Origin of the sequence: Paenibacillus timonensis (assembly GCF_022427145.1) — a bacterium.
GTDB lineage: Bacteria > Bacillota > Bacilli > Paenibacillales > Paenibacillaceae > Fontibacillus > Fontibacillus timonensis.
Window position 1 is genome coordinate 1 of record NZ_JAKSXN010000143.1, and the last position, 1,128, is coordinate 1,128.

1 protein-coding gene is annotated in these 1,128 nt (G+C 49.9%); it reads left to right on the forward strand.

What is annotated here, in order from left to right; all coding sequences use genetic code 11:
* The first annotated feature begins 31 nt into the window (after positions 1-31).
* Positions 32-997, forward strand: coding sequence for a tyrosine-type recombinase/integrase (locus tag MJ257_RS24570; protein WP_240271798.1), 966 nt, complete (start codon positions 32-34; stop codon positions 995-997).
* Positions 998-1,128: the final 131 nt, after the last annotated feature.

Genomic DNA, 1,128 nt, shown 5'->3' on the forward strand with positions numbered 1-1,128 from the left:
AACAACGTCAACAGGAGGTCCACTACAAAATATGGTAACCAATTATTTGTCGGCTGTAGCCCAGCAATATCCATTTCATTTAACGGTCGCTCAGGAATATCAGGACGAGCAAATCATTCAGATGTTCCTGACGGCTTGCGCGAAAGCGCCGAATACTCGCAGAAACTACTACCGGGCGTTGGAGCAATTCAGGCAATTCCTTTCGGGAGTGCCCTTTAAAGAGGTGACCTGGAGGGAAATCGAGGCCTATAAAATCTACCTGACGAAGGGATTCTACCGCGACGCCCAAAAGCCGCTCGCTCCGGCTAGCGTGGCCGCATTCATCGCGCCGTTAAAGTCGTTTTATAAATGGGGAAGCGACCGCGGGATCGGCTTTTTCGATCATAACCCGGCGCAAAATATCCGCATCCCGGCGATTGCCGTGACGAGCCGCAGACACTATCTCACCCGGAATGAAGTCGGCAAGCTGCTGGAAACGCTGCGGCGCCAAAGCTTGCGAAATTACTTGATCGGTCTTTCTCTGGTGCTGTTGGGACTTCGCGTGTCCGAGCTGTGCGGCATCAAATGGAAGGATTTCAACGCCGATTTACTAGAGACGTCCGTTTGGTTGACCGTGTCCCACGCGAAACGAGGGAAAACACGCGAGGTCAAAATTCCGCGGGAGCTTTGGAACATGTACCAGGAGCACGCGCGAAAATTGGCGGGATCCCCTGAGCCAGATGGCGAACTCGTCTTATTTGCAATCACGCCGCGGCAAATCGAACGAATCATTAAACAGGCGGGAATCGCCAGCGGAATCCAAAAGCAGCCGACACCCCATTGGTTGCGACATACCAACGCAACCTTGGCTCTACTCCAAGGCGCTTCGCTGCAACAGGTTCAGGAAACCTTGGGACATTCCCATATCAATACGACCCAGCGCTATTTACACACCGTGGAGCAAATGAAAAAAGCCGCCCCCGACTTCGTGCAGGACTGCTTGATGGAATTCATGTAAGTCTAGCAATTTTTTTTAGTGCTTTTTGTCTATTTTTTTGCTGAAAATAATGCAAAAATCGCCCTTTTGTCCTATAATGTAACAAGAGTTAATTACAAACCTTGCCATATTTTGACCATTTTTTACCTTAG

What these genes read in the sequence shown, in the direction of transcription:
- MJ257_RS24570 (WP_240271798.1), top strand. Translation starts at nt 32, where the DNA reads ATGGTAACCAATTATTTGTCGGCTGTAGCCCAGCAATATCCATTTCAT.